Source organism: Palaeococcus ferrophilus DSM 13482, assembly GCF_000966265.1.
GTDB classification, from domain to species: Archaea; Methanobacteriota_B; Thermococci; order Thermococcales; family Thermococcaceae; genus Palaeococcus; species Palaeococcus ferrophilus.
The window spans coordinates 74,817-94,362 of sequence record NZ_LANF01000009.1 but is presented as its reverse complement, the minus strand read 5'-3'; the positions used below and the strand labels follow the sequence as shown (position 1 = coordinate 94,362).

General features: G+C 53.9%; 24 protein-coding genes and 1 tRNA gene. 5 read left to right on the top strand and 20 right to left on the bottom strand.

From position 1 onward, the window contains the following. The first annotated feature begins 5 nt into the window (after positions 1 to 5). On the top strand, positions 6 to 2,189 hold the full coding sequence (locus PFER_RS03570) for a glycosyltransferase family 39 protein (RefSeq protein ID WP_048148858.1): 2,184 nt from the start codon (positions 6 to 8) through the stop codon (positions 2,187 to 2,189). Here the strand turns inward: PFER_RS03570 and PFER_RS03565 are convergent. Continuing rightward, on the bottom strand, positions 2,179 to 2,376 hold the full coding sequence (locus PFER_RS03565) for a class III signal peptide-containing protein (RefSeq protein ID WP_048148856.1): 198 nt from the start codon (positions 2,374 to 2,376) through the stop codon (positions 2,179 to 2,181). The two genes, PFER_RS03570 and PFER_RS03565, sit on opposite strands and share 11 nt — an antisense overlap. A gap of 44 nt (positions 2,377 to 2,420) precedes the next feature. Further along, positions 2,421 to 2,615, bottom strand: a complete 195-nt coding sequence (locus PFER_RS03560; RefSeq protein WP_048148854.1) for a class III signal peptide-containing protein — start codon at positions 2,613 to 2,615, stop codon at positions 2,421 to 2,423. A gap of 117 nt (positions 2,616 to 2,732) precedes the next feature. On the opposite strand from PFER_RS03560, the gene PFER_RS03555 reads away from it, so the two are divergent. Beyond that, positions 2,733 to 3,293, top strand: coding sequence for an HTH domain-containing protein (locus PFER_RS03555; RefSeq protein WP_048148852.1), 561 nt, complete (start codon positions 2,733 to 2,735; stop codon positions 3,291 to 3,293). Positions 3,294 to 3,306: 13 nt separating this feature from the next. On the opposite strand, the gene PFER_RS03550 is transcribed toward PFER_RS03555, so the two are convergent. Genes PFER_RS03550 through PFER_RS03540 form a run of 3 tightly spaced genes read right to left on the bottom strand, consistent with a single transcriptional unit; the run spans position 3,307 to position 6,138 of the window. Continuing rightward, positions 3,307 to 4,533, bottom strand: coding sequence for a site-2 protease family protein (locus tag PFER_RS03550; protein ID WP_048148851.1), 1,227 nt, complete (start codon positions 4,531 to 4,533; stop codon positions 3,307 to 3,309). A 39-nt stretch (positions 4,534 to 4,572) separates the two neighbouring features. Further along, the gene (locus PFER_RS03545; protein ID WP_048148850.1) at positions 4,573 to 4,968 is read right to left on the bottom strand and encodes a DUF126 domain-containing protein; all 396 of its coding nucleotides are present in this window, start codon (positions 4,966 to 4,968) and stop codon (positions 4,573 to 4,575) included. Between the two features lie 9 nt (positions 4,969 to 4,977). After that, a complete protein-coding gene (locus PFER_RS03540) occupies positions 4,978 to 6,138 on the bottom strand; it encodes an aconitase X catalytic domain-containing protein (RefSeq protein ID WP_048148848.1) in 1,161 nt (386 codons plus the stop codon). 94 nt (positions 6,139 to 6,232) lie between these two features. On the opposite strand from PFER_RS03540, the gene PFER_RS03535 reads away from it, so the two are divergent. After that, positions 6,233 to 6,307: transfer RNA gene (locus PFER_RS03535), tRNA-Met, on the top strand. Positions 6,308 to 6,349: 42 nt separating this feature from the next. Here the strand turns inward: PFER_RS03535 and PFER_RS03530 are convergent. Beyond that, positions 6,350 to 7,165, bottom strand: coding sequence for an LAGLIDADG family homing endonuclease (locus PFER_RS03530; RefSeq protein ID WP_048148846.1), 816 nt, complete (start codon positions 7,163 to 7,165; stop codon positions 6,350 to 6,352). A 98-nt stretch (positions 7,166 to 7,263) separates the two neighbouring features. Between PFER_RS03530 and rimI the strand changes: the two genes are divergently transcribed. Both rimI and endA read left to right on the top strand, forming a co-directional pair. Beyond that, positions 7,264 to 7,773, top strand: coding sequence for a ribosomal protein S18-alanine N-acetyltransferase (rimI, locus tag PFER_RS03525; RefSeq protein ID WP_048148844.1), 510 nt, complete (start codon positions 7,264 to 7,266; stop codon positions 7,771 to 7,773). Then, positions 7,770 to 8,285, top strand: a complete 516-nt coding sequence (gene endA, locus PFER_RS03520) for a tRNA-intron lyase (protein ID WP_048148841.1) — start codon at positions 7,770 to 7,772, stop codon at positions 8,283 to 8,285. The genes rimI and endA overlap by 4 nt, the downstream gene beginning before the upstream one ends. A gap of 9 nt (positions 8,286 to 8,294) precedes the next feature. On the opposite strand, the gene PFER_RS03515 is transcribed toward endA, so the two are convergent. The 14 genes from PFER_RS03515 to fba form a co-directional block, all read right to left on the bottom strand. Beyond that, entirely contained in the window at positions 8,295 to 9,218 is a 924-nt protein-coding gene (locus tag PFER_RS03515) for a hypothetical protein (RefSeq protein ID WP_157255041.1), read from the bottom strand. Further along, a complete protein-coding gene (locus tag PFER_RS03510; protein WP_048148837.1) occupies positions 9,190 to 10,023 on the bottom strand; it encodes a hypothetical protein in 834 nt (277 codons plus the stop codon). The genes PFER_RS03515 and PFER_RS03510 overlap by 29 nt, the downstream gene beginning before the upstream one ends. Positions 10,024 to 10,130: 107 nt before the next feature. Beyond that, a complete protein-coding gene (locus PFER_RS03505) occupies positions 10,131 to 10,763 on the bottom strand; it encodes a hypothetical protein (protein ID WP_048148835.1) in 633 nt (210 codons plus the stop codon). After that, on the bottom strand, positions 10,721 to 11,548 hold the full coding sequence (locus tag PFER_RS03500) for an alpha/beta hydrolase (RefSeq protein WP_048148833.1): 828 nt from the start codon (positions 11,546 to 11,548) through the stop codon (positions 10,721 to 10,723). The genes PFER_RS03505 and PFER_RS03500 overlap by 43 nt, the downstream gene beginning before the upstream one ends. A gap of 3 nt (positions 11,549 to 11,551) precedes the next feature. After that, positions 11,552 to 11,956, bottom strand: coding sequence for a type II toxin-antitoxin system VapC family toxin (locus PFER_RS03495; RefSeq protein ID WP_048148831.1), 405 nt, complete (start codon positions 11,954 to 11,956; stop codon positions 11,552 to 11,554). Further along, on the bottom strand, positions 11,953 to 12,240 hold the full coding sequence (locus PFER_RS03490; RefSeq protein ID WP_245612424.1) for an AbrB/MazE/SpoVT family DNA-binding domain-containing protein: 288 nt from the start codon (positions 12,238 to 12,240) through the stop codon (positions 11,953 to 11,955). The genes PFER_RS03495 and PFER_RS03490 overlap by 4 nt, the downstream gene beginning before the upstream one ends. Before the next feature lie 50 nt (positions 12,241 to 12,290). After that, complete coding sequence (locus tag PFER_RS03485) at positions 12,291 to 12,959, bottom strand: hypothetical protein (RefSeq protein ID WP_245612422.1); 669 nt, start codon at positions 12,957 to 12,959, stop codon at positions 12,291 to 12,293. Further along, on the bottom strand, positions 12,956 to 13,258 hold the full coding sequence (locus PFER_RS03480; RefSeq protein ID WP_048148826.1) for an iron-sulfur cluster assembly protein: 303 nt from the start codon (positions 13,256 to 13,258) through the stop codon (positions 12,956 to 12,958). Before PFER_RS03480 ends, PFER_RS03485 begins: the two co-directional genes overlap by 4 nt. Further along, positions 13,248 to 14,240: an ArsA family ATPase gene (locus PFER_RS03475; protein WP_048148824.1), complete on the bottom strand. Its 993-nt coding sequence runs from the start codon at positions 14,238 to 14,240 to the stop codon at positions 13,248 to 13,250. The genes PFER_RS03480 and PFER_RS03475 overlap by 11 nt, the downstream gene beginning before the upstream one ends. Positions 14,241 to 14,250: 10 nt before the next feature. Further along, positions 14,251 to 14,532: a hypothetical protein gene (locus PFER_RS03470; protein WP_211255073.1), complete on the bottom strand. Its 282-nt coding sequence runs from the start codon at positions 14,530 to 14,532 to the stop codon at positions 14,251 to 14,253. A 9-nt stretch (positions 14,533 to 14,541) separates the two neighbouring features. Then, positions 14,542 to 14,823, bottom strand: coding sequence for a hypothetical protein (locus tag PFER_RS03465; protein WP_052696177.1), 282 nt, complete (start codon positions 14,821 to 14,823; stop codon positions 14,542 to 14,544). Positions 14,824 to 14,860: 37 nt separating this feature from the next. Then, entirely contained in the window at positions 14,861 to 16,594 is a 1,734-nt protein-coding gene (locus tag PFER_RS03460) for a carbon starvation CstA family protein (protein ID WP_048148821.1), read from the bottom strand. Between the two features lie 223 nt (positions 16,595 to 16,817). Further along, a complete protein-coding gene (locus PFER_RS03455) occupies positions 16,818 to 18,578 on the bottom strand; it encodes a pyruvate/oxaloacetate carboxyltransferase (protein ID WP_048148818.1) in 1,761 nt (586 codons plus the stop codon). Positions 18,579 to 18,653: 75 nt separating this feature from the next. Further along, positions 18,654 to 19,499 carry a class I fructose-bisphosphate aldolase gene (fba, locus tag PFER_RS03450; protein WP_048148816.1) on the bottom strand — a complete coding sequence of 282 codons (846 nt, stop codon included), beginning with the start codon at positions 19,497 to 19,499 and terminating at the stop codon, positions 18,654 to 18,656. Positions 19,500 to 19,546 lie beyond the last annotated feature (47 nt).

Genomic DNA, 19,546 nt, shown 5'->3' with positions numbered 1-19,546 from the left:
GGAACATGAAGAGGAAGAGGTTCATTCTACTTACTTTCCCGGTGCTCCTTTACATCGTTACGAGGTTGCCCCTACTTGTCCCAATGAACGAGTACATGGACTACGATGAGGGAACCTATCTTATGATCGCCCGTTTCATCAATCACGGAATCCTTCCGTACCGCGACATTTACGCCGTCCACCCTCCCCTGTATTATTACCTCCTGGCCCTCTGGATGAGAATCTTTGGGGATACATACATTGTTGGAAGGGCACTCTCCTTCTTTCTTGGGCTCCTGGCGCTCTTTGTAGCTTATCTGGTTGGAAGGGAGCTCAGAGACTGGAAACTTGGGGTTGCGTTCAGCACTCTGCTTGCCCTCGACCCGCTCATGGTGCACATGAACACCGTGGTTTACCATGAGACATCAATAGAGCTGTTTGCCCTCCTCTCAATGTATTACTTTGTTAGGTACTTTAAGACTGGGGAGTTTAAGCACGCTTACATTTCCGTTTTCGCCGCCGCCGTTGGTAGTACATCGAAATTTACAATACTTCCCTACCTCTTGGCCCTCTACATGACAATACTGTTTTCAAGGAGAGATGAATTGTGGGATTACCTAACGGATGCGGCAAACGTTGTGTTCAACAGAAAGCAGGGCACGGTAGTACTAATGGCATACCTCGCGATGACTCTGGTCTCGATATCCGCGGTGATGTTTTATCCCACCAACCTCACGAGACTCCTAATTATTGTGCCTGGAATTTCATCAATAACCATAGTGGGTCAGAAGTTTGCGGTAGCGCTTATGCTCATCCTTTGGGGGACGCTAACGGTTTACGTGTTCAATGCAAGCTACGTCAGGAAAATTGCCCACGCCATTTCCATGATTCTTGGGGAGTGGAGGACTGCAGTCAAGCTGGGACTTGTGGCGGTGGCCGGAAAGGCTGTTATAGAGATACCTTTGGGATTGTTTGTTGGCTTTGACTACTTTAACCAGACGTACATTGCCCAAGGAGGGCGCTACCTGCCGATAATAACTCTCTTTGAATTGTTAAATAATTTCTTGACTGCACTAAAGGATAGGGAACCGGAATTTTTGTATTCCTATACCCCCCTCTTATTCCTCCTGCTGGCATACTTTTTTGTCTCCTCGAGGGGAAAAGTTCGTCTTAACGCATATTTAAGGAATCTAGCGCTGATGAACATTGCGATATACTTCTTCGTGGCTCCGGTCCTTCCAAACATGCGCTTTTTGTATCCTCTTGTGCTCGTAGGGTACCTGCTCCTCCTCGATGCCATCTGGGGGGGTGTGCTGGAGGTGAAAAAAGCGGTATCCCTGGTGGTCGTGGGGATAGTGTTCCTTGGGATGATAAACTACGGCGTGGCCGTGAACTACCCCGCCGGCAAGCTGAGGCTGGGGTGGGCCGTTCACTCAAGGGAGCTTCGGGATGACCTTGAGGATTACATAAAACGTGAGGGATTGGATGGGGAGACGTATTATTCAGTTAACCCCATGAACGCGTACTACCTGGGACTTAAGACGCCCCCGTACATGCTGGACAACTTTGGAGTTTTCTACCTTGCCAGGGAGAACTCCACGGGATTACTCCACTATCTGTCCAAACATAACGTTTCGTACATCGTATTCAGCACGTGGATGTACACCATAAAAGATAGGGACACAACGCTGAAGAGGAACTACGACTCCCTGATAAGAACCGCGAGGATGAACTTCACCCTCGCTTTTGCGGAGTCATACGAGAATGGGAACGTTTTGGAGCTATATTGGATGAGCAACGATTCTCGCAACCTCAGCGTCACGAGCTCCCATGGAGAGGTAGCACTGCTCGTAGACAGCACGGAGGTTGCGTATATTCATGCCTTTAACAACACCACTGAGTTTAACACGAAAACCATGCTAAGCTGGGAAGGCTCCTCCTACACCGTGAGGCAGTGGTCTGAAAACGGGAGTGCAACCTATCAGTTAAAGCAGGTACCAGACGAGATATTGATTGTCATCCCAAATGATATGAGCATAACCCTTGAATTTAATGATGGCATCGTGGTGCAAACCCTCGAAAACGGGGAGGCGGTCATTTTACACCCGAAATTCAGCCTTTACATATCCGGCATTGAGGAAATAAAAAGAGTAAACGATAAAAAAGCGAGGCTATTCGGGAAGGAGATAATCCTAAAACTCACCCATTAATTTCTTCACTTGATATGTTGGCAATCTTGTCCATAACGTTCTTTACGTTTTGATTGTTGGTCTCTGCTGTACTGTTGGCCATGTTGTGGGAGAATGTGGCGATGTAACCAACAACCACGAGGATTATTACTATCGTTGCCCCCAGAAGGAACAGGTACTCAACGCTGCCCTGAGCAAATCGCTTCATTTCAAACACCCTTACATAAAAGAAGAAATATGGCCAAGGTGAATTTAGCCTGTTGCGTTTGCAATTTCGCTGCTTATGGCACCCGAGATCTGGCTTCCAATATCGCTTACGGTCTGCTCAGCCTGTCCTCCAGCGGCACTACCAGTACTCCTAAGGTACCTTATCACGACGGCCACGATAATAAGGGCGGCCGCAATCATAAACAGATACTCAATTGCTCCCTGCGCTTTCCTCTTCATTCTAACACCTCCGAACGGCAATTGTCATGTTACTTTAGTGCAAAATTGTTATATATAACTTTCTCCTCAATTTTGAGTGATTTATACCCATTATGCGGTATTGCCAAGGGTGATTCCATGGAGCTGGTGATAATCCAATCGGAATCGGCGAATGTTGAAGATTGTGTAATGGGAATTAGAAAAAATTCAATGGAAAAACTCGGTAGGAGAGGAGGTAAAATCAGCAGGGCGAAGGTGGACCTGAGTTTCGGAGCGTTTATGGAGATAAGGGTAGCCCTTCTCCTGGATAAAAGTATCACAATGGACAAGGGCATAATCGTGGATTATTCAGTGGGCAGAAACAGGGAGGAGGCCATAAAACAGCTCCAAGAGGCCATTAACTCGCGCATGAAGCCCCATTACGAAGTCGTGGACTTCACCTTTGGAACGTACACGACGCCCGTCACGAGGAGAACTTACGCCGTTGGCCTCGTAGTATACAACGCTCCCCTGGAGAAAGTTGAGCTGAGGGAGTTCGGAATCAAAGAAAGGCGTGAGCTGCTTGCGAAGGCCCTGAAGCTTTTCCAGTACAATCCAAAGGCTCTCAACATCTCGGAAATCGCCAGGATGTTCAACGTGTCCAGGGACTCCATATACTACGACATTGAGCAAATTCTAAAGGAGCATAGAAAAGATTGAAAAATATCCACCCTCACGTCGTGCTCAGCGGTGCAGGGGTGGCGGATAGGAGGAATATGAGGAGCACTGCTAATGCCAGGACTATTCTCCTCCCCGATATTGGGGACACCTCGTCGAGGGCACCGGGGTTGCCGACGCGGCCCATGAGGAGCACTATGAACCCCCAGAGGGCCCAGCCCACCCAGAAGTAGCTCATGAGTATCAGGAGAAAGCCCACACCCATTGTGGCGTAGGTGTGTGCCTTTTCCCCAAGAAACGCCCTTGCCACGTGGCCACCGTCGAGCTGGGCAGCTGGAATTAGGTTGAGGAACGTGACGAGTATCCCCACCCAGCCCGCTATCGCCACGGGGTGGAGGTTTATGACATAGTCCTCCGGGATTTTCAGGATATATGTCTCTATGAGGGTCATTATCAGACTGTTGCCGAAGATTATTCCACCCTCGACCGGTTTTACCGCGCTCGCAGGCAGGGCCACGGAGAGGCGGAGACCTATTATGAGGACGGGGACGGCAACTATAAAGCCCGCTATGGGCCCGCTGACCCCGAGGTCAATGGCGGCGTTCCTCGTGGGGATTGGCGATTTAACCCTTATTACAGCTCCCAGCGTGCCGAGGATGTTCGGGAAGGGTATGAAGTACGGGAAAGTGGACTTTACGCCGTGGAGAGTGGCCGCTATCTTGTGGCCCATCTCGTGGGTGCCGAGGATGGCGAGAACGCTTATAGAAAAGGCGAGCGCGTTTATCCAGATGTTTCTAACTCCCGGGAGGCTGTACTCATTGAGGAAGCTTATGTAGCCGAGGGACAGGTAGTAACCGGCCATTATCGTGCTGAGGAGAGTGAGGATGAAGAGCGCTATGCCCACGTAGGGGTTGCTCTCCTTGCTCTCCTGCGCGGAGAACACGTAGAGAACCACCTTTCCCTCGCGCTTCTTGAGGGCCGCCCAGTAGCCGAGGGGCTCGAGTGCCTCCAGAACCCTCTCGAAGTTGGGCTCGTGAACATCGAGAACCTCAAAGGCCGTTACCTCTCCAGCCTGTTTCATCTCCCCGAGCGTGTAGAAGCTCTGGAGAAGCCCCTCAAGGCGTTCGTCAACGGGCTTTGCTTCCTCAACGGGCTTGACCTCGAAGCCGACGAGGAGAAGGTCACCCCCGCACTCGGGGCACGCGTTCTCTATGAGAACCTCACTTGAGTCGCGAACCTCTCGATGCCCGCAGTTTATGCACTCATAGATTCCCTTCGGCATTTTTTCACCTTGTAATAATTTGTGGGGAGGGTTTAAAGGTTATTCGTCCTCCACCACTACCTCCCCGGTTTCTCCATCAACCTTCACCCTCGCGCCGCTCCGGAGTTTCGAGACGTCTATCCCCTGCACCATTGGAATGTTCGCGATTATTGCACCGGTTGCCACTATGGTTTCCGCCTCCTCGACGATTATGGCCTTCGGTGCCTTCCCGTTCTTTTTGAGGGCGTAGATGACGTAGGAGCCAACTGTTGATCCTTTGCCGCGGGGGAAGGCGAGTATCTTCCCCGCCACACTCTGCCCCCTTATGTCGCTCTCCGCGTCGGTAACGATTCCGGTATCGGGGTCAACCCCTCCAAGGAAGGAGAGGGGCTTTTGGGACACGATGAGCTCGCCATCAACCCTCCCGCCGACCACTTTCCTTCCCTTGAGCCTCATCCTCTCACCTCACGGGGCCTCCTTTATCAGGTTCTCCGCCTCGTCGAGCCTCACGCTGAAGCCGAACGAGCGGAAGTAGAACGCTGACTTGCCGCTGTTGGTCGCTATCCCTCTGTACCAGCCCTTTATGGGTGAAACCACGAAGCAGGAATCTGCTATTATCTTCCCGTTGTAGCGCTCTATGGTTTCGGTGTAGCCGAGCGCATCCGCTAAAGCCTTAACGGCCCTGCTCGCCGTTATGAAGAGCGGTATCCTGAGCGGCCTTCCGCGCATTTTGAGGAGCTCCGCAATTTCTTTCACCTCTGGCAGGGAGGCGTGGGGACAGCCAATTAGGATCATGTCTATCTCGCTCCATCCATCTGAGAACTGCTCCTTCACCGCCTTTATGTCGGAATCCTCAACCGTTATCGTTTCAAGCTCACCGGCTATCGCTTCCTTGTACTCAGGTGTCTCACCCTCGACGTGGTAGAGCGCTACCGACCCGCTCGCGGCCATAGCAGCTCCCATCTCCTTGAGGAAGTCGGTGCTCTCCGGCTTCAACCCTTTTAGGTAGGGCACGTCGTTTCCAAGGGCCCTTCCAAGGTGGTAGCCAAGGGCCGCGTAGTCCACGAAGCTCTCCACCTTCGCTCGAACGTCCACGATAACAGTGGCCTTCCGGTTTTCATCAAGATGGAGGCCGTAGTTGGGTGTTTTCCCCACTATAGCGGCAGCCAAGCTTGATGGGCCGCCCTCCCTGTTGGTTCTGGCCCCTATTATGGAGTTCGCGAAAACCACGGCGGAGCTCTCGCTCCACGCTACGTGATCACCGAACTTGGGAAGGTTGGCGCCGTAGTAGGGGGTGCAGGTCGAGGTGACCTCGATGCCCATGGCGCGGTACAGTTCGAGCACTTCCCTCTGCCTCTCCATGAAGTCATCGTCCCCGATTCCAGCTGGATTCAATGTCGTGTAAACGCTCACCTTCGCCCCGGCATCCACGAAGTCCCTCAGGAACTCGACGCCAGCTTTGCCAATGTTCTTGTAGGAAACTCCAGCCACCTGGGCGCTCTTGATAGGTATGAGCCGATCAGCTCCATATATGTCGCCAAGCGCGACCAGTATCTCCATCGCCTTCTGGAGTGCGTAGCCGTACTCGCCCACCAGAATAAGTTCCTCTTCCTTCGTGAGGTACATGTCACCACCGTGGCTATCTGGGGAGGGAAGGTATAAAAGCATACCACCGCAACACTTATAAAGCCGACGTGGGGTAGTATGTATCGGGTCGAGCAGCGGGGTGGGGCAGCTAGGAGTGCCCGCCGGGCTCATAACCCGGAGGTCGGAGGTTCAAATCCTCCCCCCGCTATAAGCCTTTTGTTCCATTGTCCCATGATATCGTCGTTCTCTGTTACAACAACTTAAAATGAGCTAACAGTTTGTTCTGTTTTCTGCGAATAGTGAATCCTACTTCTCTCATGTACCTGTACACACTGTCTTTCTGGTTTATCATAAGTGTGAATAGGTCTGAGGTGTAGTGATATTGTTTCCCGTGTATTATCACGGATTGTCCTTTGTGTTTTGTTCTGTAAATCCTCGAAAGTATCCCCAATTCACTAAGCAGCTCTCTGCAGAGTTTTATGACTTCTAAATCGTAGTTGCATGCCTCAACACGGGCTCTCCCATTAGAAACAATCGCACTTCCCTCGCTGTCAAAGAACCCCCTCAAAAACTCCCTCGGGTACGCCTTTGCAACCTCAAAAAGCCTATCCTCAGGCCCTCTCAGGAAGTTGAAGAGACCCTTTCCGTAGGCTTCAACGTACCACCTATTACTTCTTCCGGTGTTTCTCTCAAAGCCGAGTGATGGACTGAGGCCGATTTCGCTCAACGCTCCGGCAAAGGCCTCTGCGAACTCCCTGTCAACGACCTTGAGCCTTATCGCGTAGCGGTAGTTGCTTTTCTCCACGGCGGTGGCGTCTCCTAGGTAGGTTCCTATAATGTAGGCCAACGGCGCTGAAGGTTTCAGATTAACCCTTTTCGTTCTGTTGAATGTGTTGTGCGTCCCTTTGCACCAGCGCAGAACAGTGGCTTTGGAAATCCTCACATTGCGCTCTTCGGCAATTTTCCGAACAATGTGGGAGTAGCTAAGCCCTTCGTCTCTAAGGCTTAGTACATGCCTCTGGATCCCCTCGATTTCCTCCTGCGAGAGCTCCCGGAGATCGCGCATGTTAACCACTGGTATGCGTTTTTTAAAACTTTTTTGCTGAGTAACCTCTCAAAGCGGGCGCCAATAACATTATAAATTTCCCGGCGGAAATCTAAAACATGAGCATATCGTCCAGGGATTTGCCCCTTCCAAAGAGGGTTCCCATTGGCCTCGTGGCAATCCGCTCGGCCAAGCTCTTTGACCTGCCCGACATAATGAGGATAGAGCACTCCTCGTTCAGGGAGAAGTACCCCCGCGGGATTTTCATAGTCTTTCTCGAGAACAACCCCCAGACCTTCCTCGTCGCGGAGTATGCTGGCAAGGTGGTCGGCTACGTCATGGGCTACCTGAGGCCCGACCTTGAGGGCCACATAATGAGCATAGCGGTTGACCCGGAGTACAGGGGGAATGGCATAGGCAAGGCCCTCATGGTTGAGGTGATAGAGCGTCTCTTCGGCCTTGGCGCGAAGTACATAGGCCTTGAGGTCAGGGTGAGCAACGAAAGGGCTATAAACCTGTACCTGAAGCTTGGCTTCCGTGTGCTCAAGAGGGTGAAGGCATACTACTCGGACGGCGAGGACGCCTACTACATGGTGCTAAGGAGGGACGACTGGGGGCAGGACTCATGAAGGAACCCATAGCGTTCTATCTCAGCGGTGAGAGGGTCTTCTCGGAGAGGGAGAAGGCCATAAACCAGTTCTACAATAAGCGCTACTTTGGAGAGGTCATTGAGGGCAAGCTGTTCCTCTCGCTCATCGAGGCGGCGTACCTAATGGAGTGGGGAAAGATACGGGTTTTCGACGGCGATAGGGAGCTCTCGCTGAGGGAGCTCTTCGACCTCGCGAGGAAGAAGGACGAGGGCTTTGATCTGAAGTTCCTGGTTTACAGGGATTTGAGGAAGAGGGGCTACATCGTGAAGACGGCCCTCAAGTACGGCTCGCACTTCCGCGTTTACCGGAGGGGAATGGAGGAGCACGCTGACTGGCTCGTGTGGGTCGTGGGGGAGAATAAAAAAATGGTGCCCAACGACCTCACCGCGCGCGTCAGGGTCGCCCACGGCGTTAGGAAAAACATGGTGATGGCCGTTGTTGACGAGGACAACGACGTTGTTTACTACCGCGTTGAGAGAGTGAAGTTTTAGTCCCCAAAGCTACCAGCCCTCTTTCTCACCGAGCACGACCTCAAACTTATAGGCCCCCAGCTCCTTCCCCCTTGGCCCTGGGAGTGTGAACTTCAGGAGGAACTCCCCGTGCCCGAGGACCAGGAAGGAGTAGCCGAGGCTTCTCGTTAGGTTTCCCACGCTCAGACCCCCCGAGGGGCAGAACACCACGGTCTTTTCGTAGGGGAGCATTGAATACCGAAACTCCGGGCTCGAGGAGTCCGCAACCTTCACGCTGACGCTTGGATTCTCCGGGATGTTAATGAGCACATTGATCTTTCTCCCCTCCCTGAGGCGGTAGAACTTCCCAACCAGCTCCCTGCCTCTCCCCTCCACTTCAACATCCAGCCCATCCTCCGTGCCGGCGATGAGCCTTTTGCCGACCACACGCCCCCTGTCGGTTAGGAATAGGAGGACAACCCTTTCGTAGGGCTTTGTTATCACCCGTATCGCGGGAAGGCTCGCAAACCCCTCCTCTCCCCTGGCCACGATCTTGAACTCCTGATCCTGGAACTCGATGACTGAGGCCTTCGCCATTCCCAGGGCTTTGAATCCCCGGTCCGGCCGCCGCCGTTTTGGATGATCGATGAGGACGACCCTTCCGTATTCGAACTCGAGTTCCGCCGGAAACACGAGGCGGTTTCCCTCGAGCATGGTCTCCCCGGCCAGCCGGGCGGCCTTTTTGGGGCCCTCCCCCATCTTCCTAAGCGAGAAGACCATCAGGGCAGTTACAATGGCCGCGAAGATGACGTATATCAGAATCCCCGTGAAAGCCTCTCTCGGGGCCCCTCCCCTCGCGAGGTTAAGGAGCATCAGTGTGACCATGGAGACGAAAAGAACGAGGAATACCGTGAATAGCCGTCTCATGAACTTAAGCTCATAGGCCTCAAGGACGAGTTTCCTCATGTCCAGCATCTCCCCGTTGCCCCAGGAAGCGGAGAATGGCGTCCATGATTTCACCCCTTTCGAGCTTTGCGATTTTTTCGGTGGGGTAAAAACCCTCAAGCCAGCGTATGAAGGCGTAACCGAGGTAGTAGCCGGTGAACTGCCTCCCGAAGAGCGTGTACCATGAGCCGAAAAACGGGTTCAGGGGTTCGTTCTCCTCAATCCTCCTGAGGAATTCCCTCTTCAGAAGCCCCTCGTTCTCCTCACACCACTCGAACCACCCTTCCTCCTCTAGGTGCCAGGGCCTTCCGGTCACGGAGTCCTCAACCCGCTGGGCAAAGCCCTCGGTGTAGAGCCACATCGCGGGTTCGTTCTCACGTTCCTCTATGTTCTCCCCCCTTATGAGCCAGTGAACCACGTGGCCGAGCTCGTGAGCTACCAGCCCCTCGAACCTCTCGTACCAGCCAAGCTCCGCTATCGCCTCAAGGCCGAACAGGACGGAGGGCTTTCCAAGGAATTCGCTCACCCAGCCGGCACCGTTTTCGAGGCCTACGTAGATAACCACGTTGTAGTCCTCCGGTTTGATACCAAAAATCCCCTCAATCTGGTTTTCCACCCTTGGAAGGACCTCAAGCAGGTTTTCGTGGGCAAGGACGAGTTCCTCCACGTTTCGTTTTGAGGGTACCTGTGTGAACTCCCTCCAGTCCATTTTGTAGCGCTCGTAGTCCCACTTTATTTTCTCAAATAGCTTAGGATATTCTCGAATATACCGAAGCCAGCTGTCTACGCTTCCGTCCCACTCCTCAAGGAACCTGGGAAAAGTGTCGAGGAGCATCGAAGCCACCCGGGATTGCGTGCCGCTATCTGCCCTAAGTCGAGCCTCCCAATGGATTCCTTCTACCTCGCTCGATAAAAGGGTTGTGATAAGTGCTGGCTTTCATACTACAGAGCGATTCCAAAAACCCACAGCAACGCCCCGGCCGAGACGAATGCCGCGAACTCAACCAGGAGACCGAGGACGAGCTTCTTCCACATCCCAATCTGTCTCCTCTCCCTTTTCCTCAGGCAGTCCTCCGCCACGAGTACTGGAATGGCTTTGTAGGAGCCGTAGACGAGGAGAACGTAGAGCCACGCCACCGGGTTGAACGAGAGAAAGACCGCCCCCATCTGCTCCATTAGGATGCCGATTGCCCCGCCTATCAGGAAAACCTCCCGCCAGGAGTAGTCGTACCGCCTCACTGCCAGCCCCCAGTAGAGGGCGAAGGGGAAATAGTAGGCAAAGGCCAGGTACAGGTCTGTCAGCGGGTCGGGGTTGAGGAGTATTCTCTCTTCAGGAGGAAGTTTGAGGTTGTCAATTACGGCAAGCACTTCCACCAGGTAGGCGGATGCCATGCCAACGAGCAGATACGCTTTAAAATTGCCTCCGTATTTCCGATAGAGTCTCCACACCCTCTCCCGGAAGCGGTGCACCACCGCGAGAACCGTGAAGATAACCCACGTCGTCCCGAGCCACGGGAGTGTGAGGAGGGGGATCAGTCCCCCATAATGGAAGATGCCCTTTCTGCTGACGCCCATTCCAAATCTCCCCTGGAATGCGACACGAGCCACTCCACTATCGCCCTGTGGAACTCCTCGCCCCATTCAGGGTCCTCAAAGATTTCGTGGTACGCACCCTTAAACTCCATGATCGTTTTGTCCTTCACTTTAAGCTCTTCGAAGAGCCTCCTTGAGCCCTCCGGTGGTGTTATAATATCGGCCGTGCCCACGAGAAGGAGAACTGGAGCCTTAATTCTCTCTGCCTCTTTGTGCGCCCTCTCCATGTTGTCGAAGACGCTCATGCCGAGCTTCCCAGAGATTCTGTCGTGGACGAGGGGGTCTTCGATGTAGCGCTTCACGGCGTCGGGGTTTCTTGAGAGGAGCTTCGGGTCGAGGCCGTTGGAGAGGCTCAGTCCGGGGGTTATCCTCCCCAGGACTTTGGCGAGGGCCACCATGAAGCTCGGCGTTTTGGGGCTTTTGGCCAGGGCTGGGGATGAAGCGACGACGCCCATTATCTTATCCGGCCTAGTCTCTGCGTACCTGATAACTGTCAGACCGCCGAGGCTGTGTCCGAAGAGGAAGGGCTTTTCACCTAATTCTTCAATTATGGAATCAATTATTTTCATAGCCTCTTCGACACTCGTGTGTCCCCTCTTGCCGGGGCTCTTTCCGTGTCCGGGCCAGTCGAAGGCGTAAACTCCAAAGCCTGCACCGTTGAGGAGTTCTATGAGCTTCCCGTAGCGCCCGCTGTGCTCGCCGAGGCCGTGGACGAGAACCACCCACCCCCTCTCTGGAGTGCCGAATTTAGCTCTGTAGAGTTCCATACCTCAAACCTCCAGCCAGAGCCTTTTAATGGGGAGTTTATCAAAATCTTCATCCTCACTCACAATCGCCTGAAGGCCGTTGTTCTGAATCGTGGCGGCGTGGAGGGCATCCGAGGGACGGAGGCTGTACTTGAGGATGAGCTCTTTGGCCGTGAGGTAATCGAGGACAGTCAGCGGGAGGACGTTGACGTATGGAAGAACTTTTTCGTCTATGAACTGGATGGAGGTATCATAGGGGACTTTGTACTTCTTTTTCGACACGTGGATGGTCTCGTCGAGCACCAGAGGGTTGGTGTAGAGGGCATGTTTCTCCACGAGATCCGCGTAGAATTCCACGAGCCTTTTTGCTTCATCGGGGGTTTTTGTTAGCAGATACACAAGCAGGTTCGCGTCAATGAAAAGCTTCATTCTTCAATCCCCCAGGCCTCGTCGAACTCGTCTTCGAGGCTCACCCCTTTGAGATCCCCGAGTTTGGCGGGCTTCCCCTTTGCTCTCTTGTGCTTCCATTCCAGGAGTTCTTTTATCAGCTCCTCCTTACTTTTCTTGGGCATTATCACCAGTCCCCTCTCCGTAGGCTCCACTATAACTTCCCCGCCCTCCTTAATCCCGTAGGCCTCCCTGAAAACCTTGGGGATGACTATCTGGCCCTTCGGGCCGACCTTCAGACGGATGCTAACCACAAGTATCACCATGTATAACCTGTAGTTTAACCAATAAATAGGTTGCGCTTGAAAAGGAAAATTCAAGAAGAGAACGGGCCCTCCCTGAGCTTCTCGTTGGTGAACCGCACTATGTGACCGACGTCTTCCCCTATGGTCTCCGGCTCTGGTTTCATGAAGACGTAGAGGACGTTCGTGCTGGGGGTAAGGGAGATGTGTTTGACGTTGGACGGTCTGGAGAAACCCTTCAAAAACTCCTGCAGGAGTGATAGGTCGCGCCTCTTCTCGAAGAGGGCCTCGTATTCAACGCCGTTGACCTCTACCGTGTCCCTCTGAAGGAGGGGTTCGTTCTCTATCTTCGGCTTGAAGCGGTAGTAGCCCTTCTGGATGAGGTGGGCCTCGCGCTTTATCTTTGAGTAGGGCTTCACAACGAAGTATAGCTTGTCATGTCTGCTCGTGAGGAGAGATATCGGGAAGTATAGGATGCTCTGCCTCGGCAGGAGCGTGAGAGTGTACTCAAACTTTCTCAGGTTGTCCTCGTCCACCTTGTACTCCGCGCGGAAGCCTATGTAACCCCCGAGCCACACGTAGTCCTTGTCCTTGGGCTTCACCACCTCCTCAATGGAGCGGAGGTAGTAGTCCATGAGGTAGAGGTTCAGCTTCCTGCCCTTGTAGAACTGATAGGAGGCAATCCCCGCAAGAGCCATTATCCCAAGCAGCAGGCCGGGTGTAATGGAGATGTTCAGATTCATAGCTCATCCTCCTCGATTGGATAATACCTCTGAAGGGTCATGCTGTCGAGTATTTCAAGGTTTGGGAACTTCTCCCCTAAAACATTTACCACATCCTTCACAATTCTGGCGTGGACCGCCCAGTTCAGGGCCATTTCAAAGGGGTGGTGGGGCGTCCTGTGGGCCAGGTCAAGGTATACCGTCACCTTTCCCGTTTCGTCGTCAACCATAACCTTGCTCACGATTCCAAGGCTTACTATGTCCATCTCCGCTATGGGCTCCTTAACCTTCCTTAAGAGGGCGATTATTTTATTCTCCAAGGACGAGGCCTCCCACTTTCTTCAGCCACTCCATACCCCTCGGCTCCTCCTCGAACATTGGAACCTTAACCACGTCCATGCCCCTGAAGCGCTCCTCAACCTCCCTCAGGACGTTCTTCTGTGCATCCATCTTGACGCGTATCTTTGGTACCTCTTCCTCAAGCTCGATGACCTTATTTATCACCACGAGCCGCATGGGAATCCGGAACTTCTTCAGGGATTCGTGGGCCCTTTCAGTCTCGTAGAGCGGGAGCATCTCGGGGTTCATGACGGCCACGACGGTGGTTCTGTCGGGGTCGGTTAGTATGGCATCCACGAACTCTATTTCCTCGCGGTACGCCGTTAGCTCGTTCATAACGGGGTCTTCCTCCTCTTTGCTCGGGAGCTTGAACTCCTGGCCCTCAACGACAAACTTCCTCTCCCCGTGGACTTTGCCTATCATCCTTCTGCGCTCCAGTATCTTCTTCCTGAGCTCCGTGAGCTTATCCACCCAGACAAGGGAGACCTTGGGGAGGGCAAGGACCCTTAGAGTTAGCCCCGTTGGCGGAGTGTCGAAGACTATGATGTCCCACTCGTCCCCTTCCTTCAGTATGTCCCTTATGGCCTCGAGGGTGGCGTACTCCTCTATCCCAGGGGAGAAGCTGAGGACTTCAAAGTATTTCTCGAGGTTTATGACGGTCAGGTAGCGGTACATGTGCTTGAGGTTCTCCTCCAGGTGTTTGAGGTAGTTCCTTATGAGCTTCTCCATGTCGAGCTCCATCGCGTAGAGGTTCTCGGTGAGTCTCTTGGGTTTGTCCGTGAGTTTCGTCATAAACACGTCACCGAGGTTGTGGGCTGGGTCGAGTGAGACTATCAGCGTCCGGTAGCCGTGCTCCGCAAGACCCACTGAAACTGCCGCGGATGTGGTAGTCTTGCCCACTCCCCCCTTGCCTATGAAAAAGAGAACCCTGAAGTTCTTTTTTGGAAGCAGGTAATCCCTCATTTCGACCACCTCAGTCAATGTCGAACATCCCCGCTATCTCCCCGAATATGTCATCGAGGCTGGCCGCCCTCTGTTGCATGACGTACATCTCACGGAGCATGTGGGGCATTAGGCGAACCACGAGAGTCGTCGGTGGACTGGGAATCCCTATGAAGGAACCCATCAGTATAAGGGCAAAAACGTTCTCCAATTCCCTCTCCTCGAACTCGATGTACTCCGTTGACTGGTCCTTGAATGAGCTCGCAAACCCCTGAAGGAATGCCTTTACATCTTCAATGATTTTTTTGACCATATCCATCCCTCACACACCGATCCATCCGGTTTTCAGTGAGAACTCTTTCGTGCTCTTCTCTTCCATAACGTAGAGCTCCCTGATTACGTGGGGGAGCAACCGGAAACTCAACTCCGTTGGCGGATGGGGGAGCCCGATGTAGTCCCCAAACAGTATGAGCGCGAAGATGTTTTCGAGTTCCTCTTCCTCCCATTCAATTCCCCTAACGTAGTACAGCTCAAATCCCTTGTGGAACTCCCACAGGACGCGGATAGGGGCTGAAATCCAGTAGAGAATCTTTTTCGTGTTCATGAATCTTCCCCCAAAAAGGAGTAAAAAGGAAAAGCCTTCAGGCCTTTGCAGCCTCGTACTCTTCCGTCGGCTTCTGCCAGGCTCCCCAGAAGTCAAAGGCGAGGAGCAGGTTGAGGAGAAGGCCGACGAGGGTTATGAGGCCGACGCTGTACTTCGTCAGCGGGTCTCCTATTCCCGGCACCACTACCACGAGGAACCAGCCAAGTGCTAGGGTCACTGTGATCCAGAGGAAGAGCGCCGGTATGAGCACAGCCCACGTCCACTTCCCTGCCTTCTGTATCTTGGCGACCCAGAGGGCGGCGGTCATCATTGCAATGCTCGCGAGCATCTGGTTCATACCGCTGAAGGCCGGCCAGAGGATGAGCCACTGGTTGCCCCATGCAAGGAGAACACCGAGGATGGCTATTATCACCGAAGCGACCCACTTGTTGGTAACGGTCTTCCAGAAGCCCTCGCTGGTGTCAACGACCATCCCAAAGACTTCCTGCCAGGCAAAGCGGCCAAGCCTCGTAGCGGTGTCGAGCGAGGTTAGGGCGAAGGCTGAAACCCAGAGGCTCGCGAAGACCACACCGAACTTATAGTCAATGCCAAAGGCGTTAGTTAGACCGTAGGCGTAGCTCTTGGCGAAGATTCCGGTCTTTCCTACCTTGCTGGCCACAAGGGGTGCGTACTTGGCAGCCCAGTCGCCCGCCGTTATGCTGAGGCCGGCATCGGAGAAGACCTGGAAGCCGTAGACCGCTATCGAGGCTATAACGATGGTTGAGAGGAAGCCCTCGGTGAACATTCCACCGTAGCCGACCATGAGACCGTGTATCTCGTTGTCAAGCTGCTTTGATGAGGTTCCGGAACCGACTATAGAGTGGAATCCGCTGAGGGCACCACAGGCGATAACGAGGGGTATCGTGGGCCAGAATGGTGAGGGCTTTCCACCGACGACGTGAGCGCTCCAGGTGGTGAAGGCCGGTGCGGTGAAGGTTCCCTTGCCCCCTATAACGATGAAGGCAAGGCCACCGAGTATGAGGCCGAACCACAGCAGATATGCGTTGAGGTAATCCCTTGGCTGCAGGAGTATCCAGACCGGAAGTGACGCCGCCACGACGATGTACACGAGGAGGAAGAGTGCCCACTGGTGGTATGTGGCGTGTATCGGGAACTTGAAGCCGAGCCAGACTGAGATTGCTACGAGGATAAGGCCTATGACCGTCGCCCCGGCGAAGTGGAGGCTCGTCTTGTACATGAGGTAGCCTACGATAACCGCCGAGACCAGGAAGAGCAGCGAAGCGGTGGCAGCCTCAGGGGTCTTTGAGTATATTCCCGCTATGACCGAGGTGAACGCGGCCACAACGAGGAGGAGGGCGAACCATATGTAGACCTCGAACGCTATTCCCGTCCTCTTGCTCATGAGCTTTCCTGCAATCCACTGGACGGACTTACCATCGTAGCGGACGGAGGACATCAGTGCGAGATAGTCATGGACGGCACCGATGAAGACGTTTCCGAACCAGACCCAGATGAGTCCTGGCAGCCATCCCCATGCCATTGCCACTGCAGGACCGACTATCGGTCCGGCTCCTGCAATCGAAGCGAAGTGGTGTCCGTAGAGAACCAGCGGGTGGGCTGGGACGTAATCCACACCATCGTAGAGTGCGTGGGCCGGTGTTGGTTTGTTGGGGTCGGCCTTAACTACCTTATTCTGCAGATTCTTTCCGTACGTGAAGTACATGGCCACGTATATGACCGCGGCCACCAAAATTACCACAGCGGAGTTCATTTCAGCACCCCCGTGAAGATTTTCTCAGTAATGTAATATTATGTCCATATAAATGCTTTTCGGCGCCTCGCGGCTTCAACCTAACAAAATTCGGAATTTGTTGGAGGATTGTTAAAAAGAAGCAAATTTCACTTTACTCTCTCAAGTTAAACGGCTTTGATAGGTTCTTTGAGGGAACCTCAACCCGATTTTGGAGTGAACCTCAAACCTGAAATGGGAAGGGTCAGCCCAGCTCCACCAATGCCCTTCCCGTGTCCACGGTTTCACCCTCCCTCACGAGTACCCTCTTAACGACGCCGTCCATCGGTGAGGGAATCTCGTTCTCCATCTTCATTGCCTCGAGCACGAGAAGCCCCTGACCCGTCTTGACCTCCTCGCCCTCCTTAACGAGGATTCTAAGGATTTTTCCGGGCATCGGAGCAGTGACAACGCCCTCGCCTGCGGCGGGAGTTGGTGTTGTAGCTGTGGTTGGAGCACTTGGAGCGGCCGTTGGAACCGTTGCCGTGGTTTGAGGCGTTGAGGTTGGCATGATGCCCGCCATCGAAGGCATGTATTTCAGCGCGCTAAGGTCAACCCCCTCGAGTCCGACCTCGAACTCGACGCCGTTCACGTAGAGTTTCAACCTCTGCACCCTTGGTGGCATCTTCGGCCCTTTCCTCCCGGTCCTTCTCGCCTCAAAGAACTCCCTCGCTGTCTGCGGGAAGAGGCAGTAGGTGAGGACGTCCTCCTCCCTCTCGATTCCGAGCTTCTCAAGTTCTTTCCTGCATTTCTCGAGGGCCGGCTCCAAAAGCTTGCCGGGCCTTACCGTTATCGGCTCCTCGTCTCCGAGCACCTTCTTCTTGAGCTCTGGATTTATTTCCGCCGGCGGCCTTCCGTAGAGTCCCTTGATGTAGTTCTTGACCTCCTCGGTTACCCGCTCGTACCTCCCAAAGAGGACGTTGAGGACCGCCTGGGTGCCAACTATCTGGCTGGTGGGAGTGACAAGCGGCGGCCAGCCGAGGTCTTCCCTAACACGCGGTATCTCCTCGAGGACTTCATTCAATCTGTCGAGGGCCTTCATCTCCTTGAGCTGGCTTATGAGGTTGGAGTACATTCCGCCCGGAACCTGGTACTTGAGGACGTAGGGGTTGACCATGAGGGCCTCCTTGGGCAGCAGGCCCGAGTACTTCTCGTCTAGGAGTTTCTTGAGGTAGCGCGAGACCTCGTGAATGAGCTCGCGGTCGAGGTCTTCGAGAGTCTCAGGAATGGCATGCCATATGGTCTGTATGCCGGGCTGGGCCGTTCCAAAGGCGAGCGGGCTTATGGCGGTGTCTATGAAGTCTGCCCCGGCCTCGATAGCTTTTAGGTAGGTCGCGACCGCCATTCCGGTGGTTGAGTGGGTGTGAACGTTGACCGGGATGCCGTATCTCTCCTTTATCTCGCTGACGAGTTCGTAGGCCTTCCAGGGCGTCAGTAGGGCCGCCATGTCCTTGATGGTTATGACGTCAACCTCCAGGGCAAGGAGCTCCTCGACCTTCTTCATGTAGTATTCCAGTGTGAACACCTTGCCGGTAGTGTAGGCTATCGCCCCCTGAACCTCGGCGCCGACTTCCTTGGCCTTCCTTATCGCCACCTCCATGTTCCTCACGTCGTTGAGGGCATCGAAGACGCGGAATACCTCTATCCCGTTCCTGTGGGCCAGCTCTACGAACTTTTCAACAACATCATCAGGGTAGTGTTTGTATCCAACGAGGTTCTGGCCGCGGAGGAGCATCTGGAGCTTTGTTCTCTTTATGTGTTCCCTCAGGAGCCTTAGGCGCTCCCATGGGTCCTCGTTGAGGTAGCGTATGGAGACGTCGAATGTTGCCCCTCCCCAGACCTCCATGGAGTAGAATCCTATCCTGTCCATCTTCTCGGCTATGGCAAGCATGTCCTCCGTCTGCAGGCGGGTTGCTATGAGTGACTGATGAGCGTCCCTAAAGGTCGTGTCTATTACCCTCACCATTCCCCCTCACCTCCGGTTAAGACTAATGGAGAAGAGCTATATTTAACTTGCTGGCCAAAAATGTGAAATGAGGAGTCAGAGAAGCCCCTCGGCTTTCGCAGCCTCCTCAGGGTCCTCGTTCCTGTGGACGACCTTGAGGAGAGCCTTTATGAAAGGTTCTGGGTTCTCGCGCTGGAAGATGTTCCTTCCGACGACGGCTCCAGAGCCACCGGCCTCAATGACCTCCCACACGAGCTTGAGGAAGTCAACCGGGTTGTCGGTCTTCGCCCCTCCACTGAGGAGAACTGGCACTCCAGCGGCGGCATCAACGACCTTGGCGAATGTCTCCCTTGAGCCGGTCCAGTAGGTCTTTATCATGTCCGCGCCGCTCTCCGCCGCCGCCCTCGCGCCGTACATAACTACACGGTAGTCTTCCTTTTTACCGTAGCGCTCGTTGATGTACGGGCCGCGTGGATAGGCGAACTGGACCACCGGGAAGCCCAAATCGTGGGCGTAGCTCGCTATCTCCGCGAACTGGCGCATCATAACGTCTTCTTGAGGTGAGCCCCAGTAAACGGTTGCCGCTATCGCATCGGCGCCGAGCTTTATGGCGTCCTCAACGAAGCCCAGCTGGCTCTGGAGGAGCTGATCATCCTTGGGCCTGAGGTTCGTCTTGCTCGTGAGCTTTATCATAAGCCCCGTGTCGGGCTTGAGCTCATCGCCGGCTATTCTGACAATGCCGGGGAGCATCATGACGCCGTCTATTCCGGCCCTGACGACCTTTCTTATAATGACCTTCGGGTTAACGTGCTCCCAGTGCTCTTCAAAGTCCGTCGGCCCGTGCTCGAAGCCGTGGTCCATGGCGAATATCAAAGCCCTTCCGTCCCTGCGGAAGAACCTCTTAAGCCTTCTCCTAATCCCAACGCTCTGGTAGGCATCCATGTTATTCACCCCTGGTGATACATGAGTTTGGAATAATTTAAACTTTG